General features: G+C 68.3%; 16 protein-coding genes. 4 read left to right on the top strand and 12 right to left on the bottom strand.

Annotated elements, in window-relative coordinates:
• Nucleotides 1–292 precede the first annotated feature (292 nt).
• The 3 genes from N5D30_RS16595 (at nucleotide 293) to N5D30_RS16585 (ending at nucleotide 4098) form a co-directional block, all read left to right on the top strand.
• The gene (locus tag N5D30_RS16595; RefSeq protein ID WP_220813751.1) at nucleotides 293–2290 is read left to right on the top strand and encodes a methyl-accepting chemotaxis protein; all 1998 of its coding nucleotides are present in this window, start codon (nucleotides 293–295) and stop codon (nucleotides 2288–2290) included.
• A gap of 54 nt (nucleotides 2291–2344) precedes the next feature.
• Nucleotides 2345–2842 carry a M48 family metallopeptidase gene (locus tag N5D30_RS16590; protein ID WP_220813752.1) on the top strand — a complete coding sequence of 166 codons (498 nt, stop codon included), beginning with the start codon at nucleotides 2345–2347 and terminating at the stop codon, nucleotides 2840–2842.
• Between the two features lie 206 nt (nucleotides 2843–3048).
• The gene (locus N5D30_RS16585) at nucleotides 3049–4098 is read left to right on the top strand and encodes a cyclic nucleotide-binding domain-containing protein (protein WP_279909821.1); all 1050 of its coding nucleotides are present in this window, start codon (nucleotides 3049–3051) and stop codon (nucleotides 4096–4098) included.
• 6 nt (nucleotides 4099–4104) lie between these two features.
• On the opposite strand, the gene N5D30_RS16580 is transcribed toward N5D30_RS16585, so the two are convergent.
• The 4 genes from N5D30_RS16580 to N5D30_RS16565 all read right to left on the bottom strand — a co-directional run bounded on the left by N5D30_RS16580 (nucleotide 4105) and on the right by N5D30_RS16565 (nucleotide 6974).
• A complete protein-coding gene (locus N5D30_RS16580) occupies nucleotides 4105–4575 on the bottom strand; it encodes a transcription elongation factor GreAB (protein WP_279909820.1) in 471 nt (156 codons plus the stop codon).
• A 54-nt stretch (nucleotides 4576–4629) separates the two neighbouring features.
• Nucleotides 4630–5448, bottom strand: a complete 819-nt coding sequence (locus N5D30_RS16575; protein WP_279909819.1) for a hypothetical protein — start codon at nucleotides 5446–5448, stop codon at nucleotides 4630–4632.
• Between the two features lie 87 nt (nucleotides 5449–5535).
• A complete protein-coding gene (locus N5D30_RS16570) occupies nucleotides 5536–6483 on the bottom strand; it encodes a DMT family transporter (RefSeq protein WP_220813756.1) in 948 nt (315 codons plus the stop codon).
• A 38-nt stretch (nucleotides 6484–6521) separates the two neighbouring features.
• Entirely contained in the window at nucleotides 6522–6974 is a 453-nt protein-coding gene (locus tag N5D30_RS16565; protein ID WP_279909818.1) for a GNAT family N-acetyltransferase, read from the bottom strand.
• Nucleotides 6975–7146: 172 nt separating this feature from the next.
• On the opposite strand from N5D30_RS16565, the gene N5D30_RS16560 reads away from it, so the two are divergent.
• Nucleotides 7147–8019 (top strand): type 1 glutamine amidotransferase domain-containing protein, encoded by an 873-nt coding sequence (locus N5D30_RS16560; protein ID WP_279909817.1) that lies wholly within the window; start codon nucleotides 7147–7149, stop codon nucleotides 8017–8019.
• Between the two features lie 341 nt (nucleotides 8020–8360).
• Here N5D30_RS16560 and N5D30_RS16555 read toward each other — a convergent pair whose 3' ends face one another.
• The 8 genes from N5D30_RS16555 to glnA form a co-directional block, all read right to left on the bottom strand.
• Entirely contained in the window at nucleotides 8361–9545 is a 1185-nt protein-coding gene (locus N5D30_RS16555; protein ID WP_279909815.1) for an NAD(P)/FAD-dependent oxidoreductase, read from the bottom strand.
• Nucleotides 9546–9743: 198 nt separating this feature from the next.
• Nucleotides 9744–11933 (bottom strand): YccS family putative transporter, encoded by a 2190-nt coding sequence (yccS, locus tag N5D30_RS16550; RefSeq protein WP_279909814.1) that lies wholly within the window; start codon nucleotides 11931–11933, stop codon nucleotides 9744–9746.
• A 282-nt stretch (nucleotides 11934–12215) separates the two neighbouring features.
• Nucleotides 12216–13649: a nitrogen regulation protein NR(I) gene (gene ntrC / locus N5D30_RS16545; RefSeq protein WP_220813761.1), complete on the bottom strand. Its 1434-nt coding sequence runs from the start codon at nucleotides 13647–13649 to the stop codon at nucleotides 12216–12218.
• Nucleotides 13646–14731 (bottom strand): nitrogen regulation protein NR(II), encoded by a 1086-nt coding sequence (glnL, locus tag N5D30_RS16540; RefSeq protein WP_220813762.1) that lies wholly within the window; start codon nucleotides 14729–14731, stop codon nucleotides 13646–13648. Before glnL ends, ntrC begins: the two co-directional genes overlap by 4 nt.
• A 192-nt stretch (nucleotides 14732–14923) precedes the next feature.
• A complete protein-coding gene (locus N5D30_RS16535) occupies nucleotides 14924–15547 on the bottom strand; it encodes a DUF4124 domain-containing protein (RefSeq protein ID WP_279909813.1) in 624 nt (207 codons plus the stop codon).
• A 7-nt stretch (nucleotides 15548–15554) separates the two neighbouring features.
• Nucleotides 15555–16088, bottom strand: coding sequence for a DUF4124 domain-containing protein (locus N5D30_RS16530; RefSeq protein ID WP_279909812.1), 534 nt, complete (start codon nucleotides 16086–16088; stop codon nucleotides 15555–15557).
• 299 nt (nucleotides 16089–16387) lie between these two features.
• A complete protein-coding gene (locus N5D30_RS16525) occupies nucleotides 16388–16795 on the bottom strand; it encodes a hypothetical protein (protein WP_220813765.1) in 408 nt (135 codons plus the stop codon).
• A 272-nt stretch (nucleotides 16796–17067) separates the two neighbouring features.
• Nucleotides 17068–18471: a glutamate--ammonia ligase gene (gene glnA, locus N5D30_RS16520; RefSeq protein WP_220813766.1), complete on the bottom strand. Its 1404-nt coding sequence runs from the start codon at nucleotides 18469–18471 to the stop codon at nucleotides 17068–17070.
• Between the last annotated feature and the right edge of the window lie 258 nt (nucleotides 18472–18729).

Below are 18729 nucleotides of genomic sequence, written 5' to 3'. Positions count from 1 at the left end.
GCGGCGTGGTAGCAGGGCAGGGGCGTGGCGGCGGGCAGCCTCACGGGCCAATGTCCTTATCGGTGTGGAGGGGCAGACGATGCGTCGTGCCAGGCCGGAGCGCCAGCGTGACGCCGTCATTCTGTGAGCCCGTCGTCAACAGGCGTTCGTCGGGGTTCGGCAAACGCCTGGCGTTTCGTGATCAAGTCCGGTGCCCGCCAGCCGATATCCCGGATATGCTGGCAAAAGGCTCATCCCGGGCCTTTCCCGCACCTGTGTGGGCGGGAGCAGCGGCAGCAAAGCAGGAGCGACCATGGGCTCAATAAAAACAATCCAGGCCCGCTACACCCTCATCTTCGTCGTCTTCATCGCGGTGGTGTTCCTACTCACCGAGGAAGGCATCCGCCATTTCGTCACGCCCAAGCTCAAGGCCTCCGAGGAGCAGCTGGTCCTGAACCAGCTCAACGGAATCTCCGAGACCATCCTGTTCGAGCTGGCCAAGGTCGAGGCGCAGTCGCGCAGCATCACCCAGACGGTGCCGCTGCTCGACAGCGACACCATCGACGTCGTGGTACCCGGCCTGGTCGACCAGTACGGCGACCCGAAGGTCTTCGGCGGCGGCATCTGGCCCCTGCCGCAAAAGCGCTCCGAGCGCGACAAGCACAGCACCTTCTTCCACCGCGACGCCAGCGGCCGGATGATCGTCAACACCTACTGGAACTCCGACGAGTCGCTGCGCTACTACGAGCAGCCCTGGCACCGTGCCGGGATGCAGGCGCCGCCCGGCAAGTGCGCCTGGGCAGCCGCCTACAAGGATGACGCCAGCGCCCAGCCGCGCACCAACTGCGCCATGGCCATCGTCAAGGACGGCGCGCCGTTCGGCGTGTCCACCATCGACGTGACCCTGGGCTTCTTCAATGGCCTGGTGGCCGAGAAGGAGAAGGAAATCCAGGGCGAGGTGATGATCGTCGAGCCGGACGGCAAGATCCTCAGCAACCAGGCGCGGATCGGTGGCGAAATCGTGCTGAAGAACGTCTCCGAGCTGGCCCGCCAGTCCGACTTTGTCGGCCAGGTCCGCGACGGCCTCGGCAAGATCGGCCGCGACGCCCTGTACAAGCAGGAGTTCGACAACGCCGATGGCGAGGACTGGACCTTCTACCTGCAGCCCATCGAGGGTACGCCCTGGCTGCTGGCGGCGGCGCTGCCGACCCGCCTGCTGACCGAGAACAGCTCCGACGTGCTGAGCACGCTGGCGTACATCCAGGTGCCGCTGGTCATCCTGCTGCTGGCCATCATGCTGTTCTCGATCCACCAACTGATGCAGCGCCTGAATGTGCTGCGCGGCAACATCGACTCGCTGTCGGCCGGCGACGCCGACCTGACCCGGCGCATCGCGCTCAAGGGCGCGGACGAGATGGATGCGGTGGGCGAGTCGGTCAACCGCTTCATCGCCTATCTGCAGAACATGATCGCCGACGTCACCCAGGCTTCGGCGCAGATCGCCGAGGAGCTGGCCCAGCTGCAGCAGCAGTCGCGCCACACCAACGAGGTGCTGGCCCGCCATGCCAACGAGACCGACCAGGCGGTGACCGCCATCACCGAGATGAGCTCGACCGCCGACACCGTGGCGCAGAGCGCCACCGAGACGGCCAGCTTCACCCGCGACGCCAACGACAACGCCGAGCAGTCCAAGCAGGTGGTGGCCGAGGCCTCGACCAGCGTGCTGGCGCTGGTCGACGAGGTGGAGAGCGCCACCGCGCGGGTGCTAGCCATGCAGCAGGACGCCCAGCGCATCAACGACGTGCTCGGCGTGATCGGCGAGATCGCCGGGCAGACCAACCTGCTGGCGCTCAACGCGGCCATCGAGGCGGCGCGGGCCGGCGAGCAGGGTCGCGGCTTCGCCGTGGTGGCCGACGAGGTGCGCGCGCTGGCCGGGCGTACCCAGCAGAGCACTTCGGAGATCAACGAGATGCTCGCCAAGCTGCAGCAGGGCGTGAGTTCCGCCGTACAGGCGATGGAGCAGACCAAGGCCAGCTGCCAGGCCACGGCGGACCGCACCTCGCGGGTCAACGTCGGCCTCGACGACATGGCCTCGTCGGTCAGCCGCATCCACGACCTCAGTGCGCAGATCGCCACCGCCGCCGAGGAACAGAGCGCGGTGACCGAGGAGATCAACCAGAACATGGTCGCCATCCGCCACATGGTCGACGACCTGGTCACCAGCGGCCAGCAGGCGGACAAGAGCACCGACGCGCTGCTGGCCTCCAATCGCCGCCTGGTGGAACTGGTCAACCGCTTCAGGGTGCGCTGACCGCCAGCCGCCGACGGGTGCCATCGCGCCCCCGTCGGCGGTTAGACTGGCGCCATGAGCACTCCCTTCAAATATCTCCAGGGCTACCCGCCCCACCTGCAGCAGCAGGTGACGCAGATGGTCGCCGAGGACCGCCTCGGCGACTACCTGGCCAAGCGCTACCCCGGCCGCCACCAGGTGCAGAGCGACAAGGCGCTGTACGGCTACACCCTCGAACTCAAGCAGGAATACCTGCGCAACGCGCCGGCCATCGACAAGGTGCTGTACGACAGCCGGCTCGACCTGACCCACCGCGCGCTCGGCCTGCACACCGCCATCTCCCGGGTGCAGGGCGGCAAGCTCAAGGCGAAGAAGGAAATCCGCGTGGCCGCGCTGTTCCGCGACGCGGCGCCGGAGTTCCTCAACATGATCGTCGTCCACGAACTGGCGCACCTGAAGGAGGCCGAGCACAACAAGGCCTTCTACAAACTCTGCCAGTACATGCTGCCCGACTACCACCAACTGGAATTCGACCTGCGCCTGTACCTGACCTGGCGGGAACTGTCCGCCTGAGCGCTGCGCAGGAATCGAACAGCCCGGCGCGGCCCGCGTGCCTCGGGGGCTGGCGTGGCGCCAGCAGGGGTTATCCACAGGGAAGTCCCCAGGATTTGTGCATAAGGCACTGATTCGGAAGCGCTTTCCGCCACGCGACCAACGGCGTGGCCGGTTCGGCAAAGGCGGCGCATAGTGATTCGCACGGTATGCAGGAGGGCCTTGCCATGAGCAGCGTTCCGCTTACACCCGAGCAACTGGCCAGTTTCAGCCCGATGGACTTCCTCAGTCCGCATTATCGCCAGCAGCTGCACGCCAGCCTCACCTACCTGCAGCGGCCGGCCGGCACGCCGCTGCTGCAGAAGGGCGCGCATTCCCTGGCCCAGTACTACCTGCTGGAAGGCAAGGTGGCGGTGGATTCCGGCCCCGCCCGACAGACCATCGAGGGCGGCTCGCCCCAGGCGCACATGCCGCTCAACCCCGGCCAGAACAACCCGAACAGCGTCAGGGCGATCACCGACGTGAGCCTGTTCGCGGTGGAGCACCAGTTGCTGGAGCGGCTGCTGGCCTGGAGCCAGGATGCGGCCTACCAGGTCAGCAGCCTGGGCGACGGCATGGTCGAGGAGACGGCCGAGGAAGACGACTGGCTGGCGCGGCTGCTCGGCACGCCGCTGTTCGGCCGCCTGCCGCCCTCGCACCTGCATGCGCTGCTGGCGCGCTTCGAGCATCTGCCGGCGCGCGCCGGCGACTGCGTGGTGACCTACGGCGAGCCTGGGGAGCACTTCTACGTGATCAAGCGCGGCCGGGCGCGGGTCAGCCTGCCGGCCGCCTATCGCGAACAGCCGGCCCAGGTGCTGGAGAGCGGCGATTTCTTCGGCGAGGAGGCGCTGGTCAGCGGCGCGGTGCGCTCGGCCAGCGTGATCATGCTGGAGGACGGCGAGTTGGCCCGCCTGCACCGCGAGGCGTTCGTCGAGCTGGTGCGTCCGACCCTGATCCCGCACATCGGCGGCGGCGAGCTGGAGCGACTGGCGCGGGGCGGCCGCCAGTACCTGCTGCTCGACGTGCGTCTGGCGCTGGAGTACCGGGCCGGGCACCTGCCGGACAGCCTCAACCTGCCGGTCGCCAACCTGCGCACCCACGCCGACGCTCTGGATCGCGCGACCTGCTACGTGGTCACCCCGGAGGGCGGCATCCGCAGCGAGCTGGCGGTGCACCTGCTCAACCAGCTGGGCTTCGACGCCTACCTGCTGGACGAGGCGCCGCCCGCGGCGGCCTGAGCCGGATCAGAGCACCTGCACCACCTGGCGCGGCGCGGGGCCGGCCTGTACCTCGTCGCCCGGCCCCTTGCCCAGCAACTGCTGGCCGAGCGGCGCCTGCACGGTGATCAGCATGATCTCCAGCCTTTCGTGCTCCAGCTTCAGGCCGGCGCCGTCCGGGCCGAGCAGCAGCCACTGCTGGCGGCCATCGGCGTCGGCCAGGCAGATCAGCGCGCCGAGCTGGATGCCCTGTTCGTCGTCGTAGGGGCGCATCTGCAGCGTGCGCCAGGCGCCCAGGGCACGGCGGATCTCCTCCGCCCGGCGCGCCTGGCCGGCCGCCAGGTAGGAGGCCTCCAGGCCGCGGGTGTCGTACTTGTTCTCCGCCTTGCTCTCTTCGTGGGTAGCGGCCTGGCGCGCCACCTCGGCGGCGGCGAGCAGCAGCGCCAGGTCGGCTTCGAGGCGCTGGCAGACCTGTTGTTGCAGGAGTGGCTTGTCCATGCTGGCTGATCGGTTGGGGTGGGAAGCGCAGGTTAGCAGGAGGGCGGGCGGACCTCACGGTCGGATCGCCTGGGTCGAGGCGCGGCAGTCCTTGCGCAGGCGGATGAACTCCGCCCGGGTGATGCGTTGCCACTGGGCCTGGCTGTAGTGGTATTGGCTCTCCGGCACCAGTTGCACCTGGACGTGGTAGAAGCCCGGCAGGCGCTCCAGCAGCAGCGGTGCCGCCCCGCTTCCGGTCAGCTCCAGTGTCTGCCGGCGTGCTTTCTCGCTGTAGGCGCTGAAGCAGTGGCCGTGGATTTCCGTCTCGCCCCGCTCCGGCTGCGCCCAGCGCAGCTGGAAGCCTTCGCCCATGCTGATCGGCCGTTCGTCGAACACCTCGCCGATCAGTCCCAGCTCGGGGCGGTCCGGCGCCACCGCGCCCTGTTCCTCGTCCAGGGCGAACTGGCCCAGGGGCTGGCCGTGGATGTCCAGCTCGACGAACAGGTCGGGCAGACGGACCCGGTAGTCGGTGCCACCGAACAGCAGGTCGACCATGTCGCCCTGGTAGCGCACGTACTCGACTTCCGGGGTGAAGCGGGAGTAGTCGCGGCGCAGCTCGCCCAGGTCGGCGTAGACCCCGGGATAGGCGAAGGCTACGGCGGCGTCGACCATCCGGGCGCGGTCGGCCCGGCCCATGTGCTGCCAGCGGAAGCCGTACAGCTCGCCCAGCTGCCACAGCCCCACGGTGGCGCACAGCAGCAGGCTCAGGGCGTAGCGGCGCAGCGCCGGCGCCCAGCCCTGGCGCACGCCGCGCAGGGGGAACAGCAGCAGAGCGCGCACCAGCACGGTCAGCCCGAACAGCATCACCAGCAGCACACCCAGCATGAACAGCATGACCCACCTCCCTCGTTCGGATGGGGGCAGTCTGGCGCGCCTGTATGGAGCCCGTGCGGAGGCCGTGTGGAGATTGCGCGGCGCGCCTCAGTCGCGCACCGGCCTGACCCGCACCGCCCAGAGCACACCGACGATGAGCAGGGCGATGCCGGCCAGGGTCAGCGGCGCCGGCCACTGGCCGCGCAGGAGGAAGGCGTAGCCGAGCGCCGCCAGGGTCTCGAACACGATCAGCTGGCCGGCGATCGAGGTGGGCAGGCGCTGGCTGGCCTCGTTCCAGCACAGGGTGCCGACCCAGGAGGAGAGCAGGGCGATGGTCACCATCAGGGCGACGAAGTGTTCCGGGCGCGGCCCCAGGGGCATGGCGAAGTCGCTGCCGGTGAGCGCCATGCCCAGCCACAGCAGGGCGTAGCCGAGCAGCGCCATGGGCAGGGTCACCAGGCCCTGGGCGGTGGCCCAGGTGCGCGGGCTGCGGCCGGGGTGGTCGCGCAGCCAGTCGGCGTTGCGCAGCGGGTACCAGGTCCAGCAGGCCACGGCGACCATCGCCAGCAGCGCGCCGCTGGCGTAGCGCCCCCAGTCCGGCTCGCCGGCGGCCTCCAGTGCGTGCAGCTCGGCCTGGTTGACGCAGCCGATGCCGGCCGCGATCAGCCCCAGCGAGGGCAGCAGCCTGGCCCAGGGCAGGCGGCCGTCGCGCCGGGCGTTGCGCAGGTTGGCGGCGATGGCGATGACCACCGGCAGGGTGCCGATGATCATGGTCGGTAGCGGCCCGCCGGCGCGCTGGATGGCGCTGGCCAGGCACAGGTAGTAGAGCAGGTTGCCCACCGCCGAGAGCTTCAGCGCCTCCAGCCAGTCGGCGCGGCCGAGCTGGCGCAGGCGCGCCCGGTCGAACCAGGCCAGGGGCAGGGCGATCAGGCCGAAGGCCAGGTAGCGCCCGGCGGACAGCAGGGCGGCAGAGTATTCCGGCAGCAGCAGCGGCCCGACGAACACCAGCCCCCACATCATCCCGGCGATCAGGGCGAACAGCGTCCCCATCCACATGAGCGCAACCTCGAATCGTTACCGCGCGGCGCGTCCGCTCAGGCGCGGCGCATGCCGATGTGGGGAATGTCGTCTTCCAGGTATTCCTCGGTTACCGGAACGAAGCCGTAGCGGCCGTAGTAGCCCTGCAGGTGGGCCTGGGCCGAGAGGTACACCGGCAGCGCCGGCCAGCGTTCGGTGCAGGCCTGCAGGGCGCGCTCCATCAGTTCGTGGCCGAGGCCGGTGCCCCGCGCCTCGGGTGCGATCACCACGCGGCCGATCACCACCTCGCCGTCGTGGCGCGCCGGGTCGAGCAGGCGCAGGTAGGCCACCAGGCGGTCGCCCTGCCAGGCCAGGAGGTGGCAGGTGTCGCCGAGCAGGTCCTGGCCATCCACTTCCTGGTAGGGGCAGTTCTGCTCGACGACGAAGACGTGGGTGCGCAGTTCGAGCAGGGCGTACAGCTCGTGCTTGTCCAGTTCGGAGTGATGCTTGGTGTGCCAGGTGAGCGCCATGGGGATCGGTATCGGGTGGGCGGGCGAGGGGATCGCCATGGTGGCATGGCGGCGGGCCGCCGGCTCGATACAGATGGTGGTTATTTCGTCGCTACACCTGGCGCCTGCGGCCTGCCGTCGGCGGTGCCGGGCTGCTATGGTCTGTGGCCACCGCCCCTTCGAGAGCCACGCCATGCCCGCACCCTGCGTCCTGATTCCCTTGCCGCGCTGCGACTACGATCCCAGCGAGGCCGCCCTGGCCTGGCGCCAGTTGCGCCGGGCGGGCTACCGGGTGTGCTTCGCCACCCCGGACGGCCAGCCGGCCGAGCCGGACCCGCAGATGGTCAGCGGCGAGGGCCTGGACCCCTGGGGCCGGCTGCCGGGCCTGTGCCGGCTCAAGCTGCTCGGCCTGCTGCTGCGCGCCCGGCGCGGCGCCCGCGAGGCCTGCGCCGAGATGCTGGGCGACCCCGACTACCGGCAGCCGCTGCGCCACGAGCGCCTGCGGGTGGAGGACTTCGCCGGCCTGGTACTGCCCGGCGGGCACTGGGCGCGGGGCATGCGCGAATACCTGGAGAGCGAGGCGCTGCAACGATTCGTCGCCGCGTTTTTCGCCGCCGACAAGCCGGTGGCGGCGGTCTGCCACGGCGTGCTGCTGGCCGCGCGCAGCCGGAGTGCAGACGGGCGCTCGGTGCTGCACGGGCGCAAGACCACCGGGCTGACCTGGAAGATGGAGAAGACCGCCTGGGACCTGACCCGCTTCTACGGCCGCTGGTGGGACGGCGACTACTATCGCACCTATGCCGAGGCGCCGGGCGAGCCCGCCGGCTACATGAGCGTGCAGGGCGAGGTGGGGCGGGCGCTGGCCAGCCCGGACGACTTCCTCGACGTACCGCAGGGCGCCCCCGACTTCTGGCGCAAGACCAGCGGCCTGCACCGCGACACGCCCACGGACAGCCGCCCGGCCTGGGTGGTGCGCGACGGCAACTACGTATCCGGCCGCTGGCCCGGCGACATGCACGAACTGATGCGGCGCTTCATCGAACTGTTGCCCCGGCAGGTCGGGTGACGCCCACGGATGACGTGCGTGGCGGGTAGGGTGCGCCGTGCGCACCGACGGATTCCTCGCCCCTGTTGCCGCATCGCAATACGTAGGAGCGAGCTTTGCTCGCGAAGCTTTTGCCGCCGTCCGTTCGCGAGCAGAGCTCGCTCCTACGGCGCCGTGTACGGAGATCGTAGGGCGGGTGAAACCCGCGTCACCACCTTCGCGGGTTTCACCCGCCCTACGCGGAGTTGGTGCCCAGCGATGCAGGTAGGGTGCGCTGTGCGCACCGATGGACTCCTCACACACCCAGGTGCGCACGGCGCACCCTACGGCCGTGGGGCGGGTGAAACCCGCGTCGTGGCCGATCAGACGTACTGCGCGGCCGCATGGGCTGAGGCCCAGGCCCACTGGAAGTTGAAGCCGCCCAGGTGGCCGGTCACGTCCAGCACCTCGCCGATGAAGTACAGGCCCGGCGACTTCTGCGACTCCATGGTCTTCGACGACACCTCGCGGGTATCGATGCCGCCCAGGGTCACCTCGGCGGTGCGGTAGCCCTCGGTGCCGGCAGGCACCAAGGTCCAGGCGGACAGCTTGTGCGCCACCGCTTCCAGCTCCGCCGGGGTGTACTGCCTGAGCGGCTTGCTGACGAACCACTGCTCGGCCAGCAGGCCGGCCATCTTCTTGGTGAACAGCTCGGCGAGCAGGGTCTTCAGCTCGCTGTTGGGGCGCTCGCGCTGCTGCTCTGCCAGCCACTCGGGCAGGTCGATGTGCGGCAGCAGGTCGATCTCGATGGCGTCGCCCGGCTGCCAGTAGGAGGAAATCTGCAGGATCGCCGGCCCGCTCAGGCCGCGGTGGGTGAACAGGATGTTCTCCTTGAAGCTCTGCCCGTTGCAGCTCACCACGCAGTCCTCCACCGAAGTGCCGGACAGCTCGCCGCACAGCGTCTTGAGCTGTGGCTCGGTGATGGTGAAGGGCACCAGGCCGGCACGGGTGGGCAGCAGGTTGTGGCCGAACTGCCTGGCCACCTGGTAGCCGAAGCCGGTGGCGCCGAGGGTGGGAATGGACAGGCCGCCGGTGGCGATCACCAGCGACTGGCAGGCGAACTCGCCGGCGCTGGTGCGCAGGGCGTAGCCGGCTTCGGTCCTGGTGACGGTCTCGACCGAGGTCTCCAGGCGCAGATCGACCCCATGCTCGTCGCACTCGGTCAGCAGCAGGTTGAGGATGTCGCTGGCCTTGCGGTCGCAGAACAGCTGGCCGAGCTTCTTCTCGTGGTAGGGCACGTCGTGGCGCACCACCAGCTCGACGAAGTCCCACTGGGTGTAGCGGGCCAGCGCCGACTTGCAGAAGTGCGGGTTCTGCGACAGGAAGTTGGCCGGCTCGCAGTACATGTTGGTGAAGTTGCAGCGCCCGCCACCGGACATGAGGATCTTCTTGCCCGGCTTGTTGGCGTGGTCCAGCAGCAGGACCTGGCGTCCGCGCGCGGCGGCTTGGGCCGCGCACATCAGGCCGGCGGCGCCGGCGCCGATGATGATGACCGGGAAGAAGGACACGGTGGAGCCTCGGTGAGTCGTGGAGCCGCGCATTCTAGCGGAAAGTGCGCGGCGCTCCCCTCTCCCTCTGGGAGAGGGGCTGGGGGTGAGGGATTCCCAGGCTACTCCGAGTCGCCCATAGCACCCTCACCCCAACCCTCTCCCAAGGGGAGAGGGAGTCAGCCGGGTAGGGCGGGTGAAACCCGCGATTCGGTGCGCTCAGGCCACCTTGGCTTCGGCCTGCTGCGTCCGGCCTTTCTGCAGGTGCGCGGCGAGGGTGCGCAGCGGCGCCAGCTGGCGGCAGATCAGGCCGAGCTGCACCTGCACCAGGCGGTGCCCCTCGTCCATCTCCTCGGGTAGCTGTTCCAGTTCTTCGGCCAGGGTCTGGTCGGTCTCGTCGTAGACGGCGATCGGCTGGCCCGTCTGCAGGCCGGCTGCGATGGTGTCCAGGCTCTGGCTGATGTGGGCCACGGCGCGGTCGTGCAGGGCGTCGCTGGCGTCGTCGGCCAGGGAGGCGCGGTGCGCGCCGAGGGCCGACAGGTAGCTGAGCAGGGTGTGCGACAGGACCAGGAAGCGGAAGCCGGTCTCGGCGTCCTTCCGGAAGTGGCCGGGCTCCAGCAGCATGTTGGCCAGGGTGGTGGACAGCGCCGCGTCGGCGTTGTGCGCGTTGCGCCGGGCCAGGCGATAGCTGAGGTCGTCGCGGGCGCCGGACTCGTACTGCTGCATGATCTGCAGCAGGTAGCGGCTGTTGCTGCTCAGGGTGCTGGCCAGCACCTGGTTGAGCTTGCGTCCCTGCCAGTCCGGCAGGATCAGGAACACCGCCAGGCCGGCGATCACTGTGCCCAGCACGGTATCCACCAGGCGCGGCCAGAGCAGGGTGTAGGCGTCGCTGATCTGGTTGAAGCAGAGCACCACTACCAGGGTCATGGCGATGGTCGCCAGGGTGTAGCGGTCGACCCGGTGGGTGAAGAACAGCACCCCGGCCGCCACCGCGAACAGCGACTGCAGCATGGGGTCGGGGAACAGGCGGATCAGCGCCCAGCCCAGCACCAGGCCGACCAGCGTGCCGCTGACCCGCTGCACCAGGCGCAGGCGGGTGGCACCGTAGCTGGGCCGGCAGACGAACAGGGTGGTCAGCAGGATCCAGTAGCCCTGCTGTGGGTGGATCCAGTGCAGCAGGCCGTAGCCGGCGAGCAGGGCGATGGACAGGCGCAGGGCGTGGCGGAACACCAGGCTGGTCGGGGTGACATGCTGGCGCAGGCGCTCGAAGGCGTCGCGCAAGGTCTGCGGCGAGCGGTCGAGCAGGCTGCTGTCCTGCTCGTCGGCCAGGGCGTCCGGGTTGCTGGCGCTGGACAGCTTGCGTTCGAGGGTGGCGAGGTTGCTGGCCAGCGCGCCGAGGGAGCGCAGCAGGCGGCGCCAGGCCGGGTTGTGCTGCTCGCGCAGGTAGGTCATGGAGGCGTCGAGGTCGGCCATGGCCTGGCTGTTGTCGTTGTAGTCGAACGGCTGGCGCAGGCGGATGGCCCGGCCCAGGGCCTGGCAGGCCTTGCCCTGCTGGCTCAGCAGGCGGCCGCAGCGGAACATCACGTCGCTGTGGAAGAACGCCTCGGCCAGGGCGTTGTAGGGGTAGTGCGAGGAGCTGGCGCGCTCATGGATGTCCTGGGCGATGAAGTACAGCTTGAGGTAGCGGTTGGTCTTCTGCCCGCTGCGCTTGCGGCTCATGCGGTTGAGGATGATTTCCTTGGCCAGGTTCAGCGCGGTCACCACCCGGCCGTTCTGCCGCGCCAGTTCCAGGCGGCGGGCTTCCACGTCCAGCTGCTTGACCGGCTCGAACAGCGAGGCCTTCAGGCGCAGGTAGGCGCCCAGTTCGTCGAACACCCGCGACAGCGACTGCTGCACCGGCTGCTGGCTGAACAGCGCGCTCCAGATGATGCCCAGCACGCCGTACCAGGCGGCGCCGGTGATCAGCAGCAGCGGCTCCTGCCAGAAGCTGCCTTCCACGCCGCCCCTGTGTTCCAGGCCGATGGCGGTGTAGATCGCCAGGATCAGGGTGGCCTGGGCCACCGCCGCGTAGCGCTCGCCGATGCCGCCGAGCAGGGTCATGGCGAAGGCCGCCAGGGCCAGGCCGCCGCCGAACAGCCAGGGGTAGGGGAACAGCAGCTGCACCGAGATCGCGGTGACGCCGAAGCAGGCCAGGGTCACCAGCAGCGCCTGGGTGCGGCCGCGCCAGTGGTCGTCGCTCTCGGCCAGGGCGCTGGCGATGCAGCCGAGGAACAGCGGGATGACGAGGGAGACGCGCTCCAGGTACCAGCACAGCGCCATGGCCCCGGCCAGGGCGATGAACACCCGCACGCCGTAGGTGAATTTCTCGCGCGCCCAGAGATGGCGCAGGGTGTGGCTCAGCGATGACATGGGCGAACGGCTACCCGCCGGAAAGTGGGTTGGTCTGCCGGAGAAGACGGCGCATGGCGCCACCGAGGCACCATTTTGTTGACCTTTCGTTCAGAGGATAGCCGGTAGGGCGGGAGAAACCCGCGTCGCGGTCACGCAGGGTGCGTCGCCTTTGCGGCGGTGCGCGCGGCGCACCCTACTACTTCCTTTTGGGAGAGGGGCGGGGTGAGGGTTTTCCAGGCCGCTCCGAGCTGCCTATGGCACCCTCACCCCCACCCCCTCTCCCAGGGGGAGAGGGGGGCTTCAGTCCTCGCCGTCGTCATCGTCGCCGCCGTCGACCTTCATGCCCAGTTCCTTGATCTTGCGGGTCAGGGTGTTGCGGCCCCAGCCCAGCAGCACGGCGGCGTCGCGGCGGCGGCCGGCGGTGTGCTTGAGGGCGGTCTCGATCATGATCCGCTCGAAGGCCGGCACGGCGCTGTCCAGCAGGCTGGACTGGCCGCGGCCCAGGGCCTGGTCGGCCCACTGGCGCAGGGCCTGTTCCCAGTTGGCGGCCGGCGCGCTTTCCTGGGGCTGGGTCAGCAGCTCCGGCGGCAGGTCGTCGATGTGCACCTCGCGCCCCGAGGCCATCACGGTGATCCAGCGGCAGGTGTTCTCCAGCTGGCGCACGTTGCCGGCCCAGGGCAGGTGCTTGAGGTAGTCCTCGGTCTCGCCCTTGAGCAGCTTGGGCTCGACGGCCAGTTCCTGGGCGGCGCGGGCGAGGAAGTGGCGGGCCAGGGTCGGGATGTCCTCGCGGCGGTCGGCCAGGCGCGGGATATGGATGCGGATCACGTTCAGCCGGTGGAACAGGTCCTCGCGGAACTTGCCGGCCTGCACCAGGGATTCCAGGTTCTGGTGGGTGGCGGCGATGATGCGCACGTCCACCTTGACCGGGGTGTGGCCGCCGACCCGGTAGAACTCTCCGTCGGCCAGCACGCGCAGCAGGCGGGTCTGGGTGTCGGCCGGCATGTCGCCGATCTCGTCGAGGAACAGGGTGCCGCCGTCGGCCTGCTCGAAGCGACCGCGGCGCTGGTTGGCCGCGCCGGTGAAGGCGCCCTTCTCATGGCCGAACAGCTCGGACTCCATCAGGTCCTTGGGAATCGCCGCCATGTTCAGGGCGATGAAGGGCGACGCCGCGCGCGGGCTGTGGCGGTGCAGCGCGTGGGCGACCAGCTCCTTGCCGGTGCCGGACTCGCCGTTGATCAGCACGGTGATGTTGGAATGGCTGAGGCGGCCGATGGCGCGGAACACCTCCTGCATCGCCGGCGCCTCGCCGATGATCTCCGGGGTGCGGCCCAGCGAGGCCGGTGCCTCCAGGCCCTGCTGTTCCTGGGCGTGCTGGTTGGCGCGCTTGACCAGGGACACCGCCTCGTCCACGTCGAACGGCTTGGGCAGGTACTCGAAGGCGCCGCCCTGGTAGGAGGCCACCGCGCTGTCCAGGTCGGAATGGGCGGTCATGATGATCACCGGCAGGCGCGGGTGCATGTCGCGGATGCGCGCCAGCAGGTCGAGGCCGCTGGCGCCCGGCATGCGGATGTCGGAGATGATCACGTCCGGCTGCTGGCGGGACAGGCGGGTGAGCACGCCATCGGCGCTGTCGAAGCTCTGGGTGGTCATGCCCTCCTGTTGCAGGGCCTTTTCCAGGACCCAGCGGATGGAGCGGTCGTCGTCGACGATCCAGACGGTTTCACTGCGGCTCATGACTGTGCGGCTCCTTGGTCCAGGGGCAGGAAGATCGCGAACGCGGTATGGCCCGGGTGGCTCTCGCATTCGATCAGGCCCTGATGCTGGCTGATGATGTTCTGGGTGATGGCCAGGCCCAGCCCGGTGCCGTCGGGGCGGCCGCTGACCATGGGGTAGAAGATGGTTTCCTGCAGTTCGGGTGGGATGCCCGGGCCGTTGTCGATGATCTCCACCTTCACCACCAGGCGGTGGCGGGTGTGACCGATGGTGAACTGGCGCAGGGTGCGGGTGCGCAGGCTGATCCGGCCCAGGCGCAGGTCGCTCTGGCTGGACAGCGCCTGCAGCGCGTTGCGCACGATGTTGAGCACGGCCTGGATCATCTGCTCGCGGTCGATCAGCACGTCCGGGATGCTCGGGTCGTAGTCGCGCACCAGGGTGATGCTGCCCTGGGCCTCGGCCTCGATCAGGCTGGCGACCCGCTCCAACACCTCGTGGATGTTGGTGACGGCCAGCGACGGCAGCTTGTTCGAGCCGAGCATGCGGTCGACCAGGTTACGCAGCCGGTCGGCCTCCTCGATGATCACGTTGGTGTAATCCTTGAGGCTCTCCTCCGGCAGCTCGCGCGACAGCAGCTGGGCCGCGCCGCGGATGCCGCCGAGCGGATTCTTGATCTCGTGCGCCAGGCCGCGCACCAGCAGCTTGGTGGTTTCCTGCTTGGACAGCTGGGCCTCTTCCTTGGTGATGCGCAGCAGGCGGTCGCGCGGGTGCACTTCCAGCAGCAGCAGGGTCTGGCCGCGGTTGAGGATGGGCGTCACCGCGTAGTCGACGGTGATGGTCTGGCCGGCCAGCGAGGTCAGCATGGCCTCGCGCTTGGTGAAGGGATGTGCGTGGTCGACCGCCTGGCGCAGCGAGCTGAGCGCTTCCGGCGACTCGGTGAACAGTTCGCTGATGAACTGCCCGTGGCTGCGCTGGCCACTGACCGCCAGCAGCATCTCGGCGGCCGGATTCATGTACTCCAGGCGCAGCTCGGCATTGAGCAGGATGGTCGCGGTGGTCAGGTTGTCCAGCAGTAGGCGGTGCAGGGCGTCGTTGATGGTCATAGGCGGCTTCCGCAGTTGAACCCTGAAAATGCAAAAAGCAAACCAAGGCTCCGAAAAGGCGCGTGGAGCCCCCGCTCAGGGCCATGGAGGGTGCGTTTCGGCGCAGTCGCCCGGATCAGGAATGAACCAAAACGGGGAGAGTGTAGAAATGAGTGCGCGCATTCGCACCTTTTTGGTGCGTATGCGCGCCGCTCAGATGAAGGGGACGAAGGGGATGTCCTTCGGTGGATCGGCGGGCTTGTCCTTCAGCGGGCATTCGGGGCGCACGCCCCAGTCGTCCTTCTTGCAGGGGTTGGTCCGGCGCTTGTCCGCCAGGGTGATGCGCTTCATGTGGAACGGCTGCGCCGGGGTGCGCTCGACGATGCGTCCCTTGGCGTCGAGGATTTCCACGGACAGCTGGTGGGTGCCCCGGTCGATGTTCTCCAGGGGGAACACAGGGCTGCGCCCAGGCTCGCCCATAGGCTTGCCGTCCAGCAGCAGGCGGTAGCTATGGCCGTCGTGCAGCCCGGGTTCGCTGCTGGCGGTGACGATCAGGCTGCCGGCGCCATCGCGCACGGTCGCGTCGGGCTCGGGAAACAGGATGCGCAGCACGTCGTAGGCCGGCTCGGTGCGTGGCGCGGCGTAGACCTGCGGGCGTTGCACCGGCGTCTGCGGGGCCGTCATGCCGTTGCTGGGCGCCAGCTCGATGCGCTCGGCCTTCTCGGAGGGCGGCTGGTCGGTGAAGACCCGGTTGCCGTCGGCGTCGATGTAGGTGTAGACCCCGGCGCTGGCGGGCAGGGCCAGGCCGAGCAGCAGGCAGATGAACAGCTGGCGCATGCGCGGACTATTTCGCACGGGCAGGGCTGTTCACGCTCACGCGCTGCACGGTGAAGGTGATGCTGCCGCTCTGCTGGATCGGCTGGTTGCCGGCCAGAACCTCCACGGCCAGGGTATGTTCGCCCCGGTCCGCGTTGGTCACCTGCAGGCGCGGCACGTTGGTCGGCTGCCCGTAGGGCTGGCCGTCCATCAGCAGGCGCAGGCTGTGGCCGGGTTGCAGCCTGGGCTCTATCGCCACGCCGACGATGAAGCTGCCGTTGTTGGCCCGCAGGGCTTCCTCGGTGGGCACGCCGGTCACTTCGAGGCGGCTGTAGGCCTGCTGGTTCTGCTGGGATTCCTCGGGCTTCATCGGCGGCTCGCTGGCCACCGGCTTCTGCGATTCCACGGTGTTGGTCGGCGGCAGGTCGACGGATTCCGCGCTCTGGCCTTCCGGCGGCTGGTTGGTGAAGACGGTGTTGCCGTTGGAGTCGGTGTACTTGTAGATCTGCGCCGCGGCGGGCAGGGCCAGGGTGCAGAGCAGGCAGGCGGTGAGCAGGCGCATGTGCGATATCCCTGTGGAAGAGGCTCCAGGAGCTTTCTACGATTTCTCGATTGTCGGCTGTGCCGCGTGCAACGCATTGTCGCTCGGGCTCGGGCCGCTCATTCATGTGCTTCGCGAATCCGTCCATCCCAGATCGATAGCGGCTCTGGCTCGAAAGCTCGCGAACAGGCCCTAAGCGTTGCATTGCCGCCTCGTGCTGGCAAGCGCAGCGGCGCTTAACGGGAGCTGCGTCGCACGGCGTGGCAACTATCTGCGCCTGGCGCGTCCGTGTCCGGTCCGGTCGTGCGTGGCCCGTGCGGCTAGTCGGACAGGGCCGCTCGACAGAGGCGCCGCATGTCGCGGTCGTCGATGCCCTCGCACTCCGAAGACGAATGGTTGACCAGCGCACGACACTGGCGGCGCATGTCGCGGTTGTCGATGTCTTCGCATTCGTAGGCATTGCCGCTGCTGACGGCGTTGCAGTGACGGCGGGCGTCGCGGTCGTGGATATCGTCGCAGGTGGTCCGCGGTGTTTCCTCCAGCAGTGCGCGGCAATAGCGCCGGGTATCGCGGTCGTCGATATCGCGGCAATCCCGGCTGTTGCCGCTCTTCACGGCCTCGCAGATGCGCCGCAGGTCGCGGTCGTGAACGTCGTTGCAATTGGTGTTGCCGGCCTGGGCGGGCAGCACCGGGAGGGCGGCGAGCAGGAGCCAGAGGAGATGGCGCATGGGCTGTCCTTGGTGGCTGGTGTTGCCGGTGAGTCTAGCCGATCGGCGCGATAGCGGGCGCTCTCGAGCGGCGCCTCTTCCCGTGACGGGTTGGTGGCGCACTCCTGCTTTCGTGGGGCGCCTGGGCGGCATTCCAATTGGCCGCGACATTCGCGGATAAATCCGCTCCCACAAGGGGTGCAACAACCGACGATCAACGATGACACAGCCATAAAAAAGGCCTCCCGAAGGAGGCCTCTTTCAAGCGGACCGCGGAGGCGGCCGGCGCTGGATCAGACGCTGTAGTACAGGTCGTATTCCAGCGGATGCACGAAGGTGCGCACCTTGATTTCCTCTTCCGATTTCAGCTCGATGTAGGCATCGATGAAGTCGTCGGAGAACACGCCGCCCTTGGTCAGGAACGCGCGGCCCTTGTCCAGCTCTTCCAGGGCCTCTTTCAGGCTGCCGCAGACCTGCGGGATCTCTTTCGCCTCTTCCGGCGGCAGGTCGTACAGGTTCTTGTCGGCGGCATCGCCTGGGTGGATCTTGTTCTGGATGCCGTCCAGGCCGGCCATCAGCAGGGCGGCGAAGGCCAGGTAGGGGTTGGCGGCCGGGTCCGGGAAGCGCGCCTCGATGCGGCGGGCTTTCGGGCTGTTGACGTACGGGATGCGGATCGAGGCGGAACGGTTGCGGGCCGAGTAGGCCAGCATGACCGGGGCTTCGAAGCCCGGGACCAGACGCTTGTAGGAGTTGGTCGACGGGTTGGTGAAGCCGTTCAGCGCCTTGCCGTGCTTGATGATGCCGCCGATGAAGTACAGGGCGGTATCGGACAGGCCGGCATAGCCTTCGCCGGCGAAGGTGTTCTTGCCATCCTTGGAGATGGACATGTGCACGTGCATGCCCGAGCCGTTGTCGCCGTACAGCGGCTTCGGCATGAAGGTCACGGTCTTGCCGTAGGCGTCGGCGACGTTGTGCACGCAGTACTTCAGGGTCTGCACTTCGTCGGCCTTGGCGACCAGGGTGTTGAACTTCACACCGATCTCGTTCTGGCCGGCGGTAGCCACTTCGTGGTGGTGGACTTCCACGACCAGGCCCATTTCTTCCAGGGCGTTGCACATGGCGGTGCGGATTTCGTGGTCGTGGTCGACCGGCGGAACCGGGAAGTAGCCGCCTTTCACGCCCGGACGGTGGCCCTTGTTACCGGACTCGATGTCGGCGTCGGTGTTCCAGGAAGCCTGCTCGGAGAAGATCTTGAACATGGAGCCGGAGATGTCGGACTTGAACTTCACTTCGTCGAAGATGAAGAACTCCGGCTCCGGGCCGACGAACACGGTGTCGCCGATGCCGGTGGACTTCAGGTATTCCTCGGCGCGGCGGGCGATGGCGCGCGGGTCGCGATCGTAGCCCTGCATGGTGCTCGGCTCGATGATGTCGCAGACCAGGATCAGGGTCGGCTCTTCGGTGAACGGGTCCAGCACGGCGGTGCTGTCGTCTGGCAGCAGGATCATGTCGGAGGCTTCGATGCCTTTCCAGCCGGCGATGGAGGAGCCGTCGAACATCTTGCCGAATTCGAAGAAATCGTCGTCGGCGTCGCGTGCCGGCATGGTCACGTGCTGTTGCTTGCCTTTGGTGTCGGTGAAGCGCAGATCAATCCACTTCACGTCGTGTTCTTTAATCAGTTGAAGCGACTTCGACATGGTGTCCTCCAGGTGGATGGGGGTCGGCTGTGCCGGCCTCCCGGAATCGGGGCAAAGCCGGGCGGGATGGTCCGCCAGGCCAGGCTGCCTCACAAGGGAGCAAATTGCATGCCAGTGCCCCGGAATGGGCTGGAGGCCTGAAAGTCAGGGGATGCGCGGCCTGTGGCGATTTTTTGAGCGGTTTTATGCACCGAATGGGTGCCACTAAAATGCTTTGTGCCTCTTTTTGGTGCTGTTTGGCGGCGAATATTGTTTTTG

It is taken from the genome of Pseudomonas sp. GD03875, assembly GCF_029840585.1.
Taxonomy (GTDB): domain Bacteria; phylum Pseudomonadota; class Gammaproteobacteria; order Pseudomonadales; family Pseudomonadaceae; genus Aquipseudomonas; species Aquipseudomonas paralcaligenes.
The sequence above is the reverse complement of the archived record's forward strand: the minus strand, read 5'-3'. Positions and strand labels throughout refer to the sequence as shown.

What these genes read in the sequence shown, in the direction of transcription:
- N5D30_RS16575 (WP_279909819.1), bottom strand. Translation starts at nt 5,448, where the DNA reads ATGCTGTTCATGCTGGGTGTGCTGCTGGTGATGCTGTTCGGGCTGACC.
- glnL (WP_220813762.1), bottom strand. Translation starts at nt 14,731, where the DNA reads ATGACCATCAACGACGCCCTGCACCGCCTACTGCTGGACAACCTGACC.
- N5D30_RS16565 (WP_279909818.1), bottom strand. Translation starts at nt 6,974, where the DNA reads ATGGCGCTCACCTGGCACACCAAGCATCACTCCGAACTGGACAAGCAC.
- N5D30_RS16595 (WP_220813751.1), top strand. Translation starts at nt 293, where the DNA reads ATGGGCTCAATAAAAACAATCCAGGCCCGCTACACCCTCATCTTCGTC.
- N5D30_RS16525 (WP_220813765.1), bottom strand. Translation starts at nt 16,795, where the DNA reads ATGCGCCATCTCCTCTGGCTCCTGCTCGCCGCCCTCCCGGTGCTGCCC.
- N5D30_RS16570 (WP_220813756.1), bottom strand. Translation starts at nt 6,483, where the DNA reads ATGTGGATGGGGACGCTGTTCGCCCTGATCGCCGGGATGATGTGGGGG.
- N5D30_RS16530 (WP_279909812.1), bottom strand. Translation starts at nt 16,088, where the DNA reads ATGCGCCTGCTCACCGCCTGCCTGCTCTGCACCCTGGCCCTGCCCGCC.
- N5D30_RS16580 (WP_279909820.1), bottom strand. Translation starts at nt 4,575, where the DNA reads ATGGACAAGCCACTCCTGCAACAACAGGTCTGCCAGCGCCTCGAAGCC.
- yccS (WP_279909814.1), bottom strand. Translation starts at nt 11,933, where the DNA reads ATGTCATCGCTGAGCCACACCCTGCGCCATCTCTGGGCGCGCGAGAAA.
- N5D30_RS16590 (WP_220813752.1), top strand. Translation starts at nt 2,345, where the DNA reads ATGAGCACTCCCTTCAAATATCTCCAGGGCTACCCGCCCCACCTGCAG.
- N5D30_RS16585 (WP_279909821.1), top strand. Translation starts at nt 3,049, where the DNA reads ATGAGCAGCGTTCCGCTTACACCCGAGCAACTGGCCAGTTTCAGCCCG.
- ntrC (WP_220813761.1), bottom strand. Translation starts at nt 13,649, where the DNA reads ATGAGCCGCAGTGAAACCGTCTGGATCGTCGACGACGACCGCTCCATC.
- glnA (WP_220813766.1), bottom strand. Translation starts at nt 18,471, where the DNA reads ATGTCGAAGTCGCTTCAACTGATTAAAGAACACGACGTGAAGTGGATT.
- N5D30_RS16560 (WP_279909817.1), top strand. Translation starts at nt 7,147, where the DNA reads ATGCCCGCACCCTGCGTCCTGATTCCCTTGCCGCGCTGCGACTACGAT.
- N5D30_RS16535 (WP_279909813.1), bottom strand. Translation starts at nt 15,547, where the DNA reads ATGCGCCAGCTGTTCATCTGCCTGCTGCTCGGCCTGGCCCTGCCCGCC.